The organism is Paenibacillus sp. F024 (assembly GCF_057814255.1).
Genome location: NZ_JBVASZ010000193.1, coordinates 1 through 255 on the forward strand (window position 1 = coordinate 1; position 255 = coordinate 255).

The following is a 255-nucleotide window of genomic DNA, read 5'->3' on the forward strand; positions in this document are numbered from 1 at the left end:
ATCCAGGCTGTATTTCTCAAGGAGCAATTCAGTGATGGCATGGCCGAAGGCGGAGCTCTCCACCTCCGCGGAGAACGCACTGCACTTGTAGAACAGGTGCTGGAGAAAGTACTGCTTCTCTCGTGTCGGGTTGTGGACGAGGTGAAACCGCATGCGGGTCAGTCTTTGAAGAGCGATGTACTGCTCTTGGGCGACAACGGTCATCGGCAGCCTTCCAAAACGCAGCCTGTCTGCAATAATCCAGGCATCGATGCG

1 protein-coding gene is annotated in these 255 nt (G+C 55.3%); it reads right to left on the reverse strand.

The window, feature by feature from the left end; translation table 11 throughout:
• The coding region (locus ACZYR9_RS27940; RefSeq protein ID WP_488981531.1) for an IS110 family transposase at positions 1–255 on the reverse strand (255 nt) is incomplete at both ends.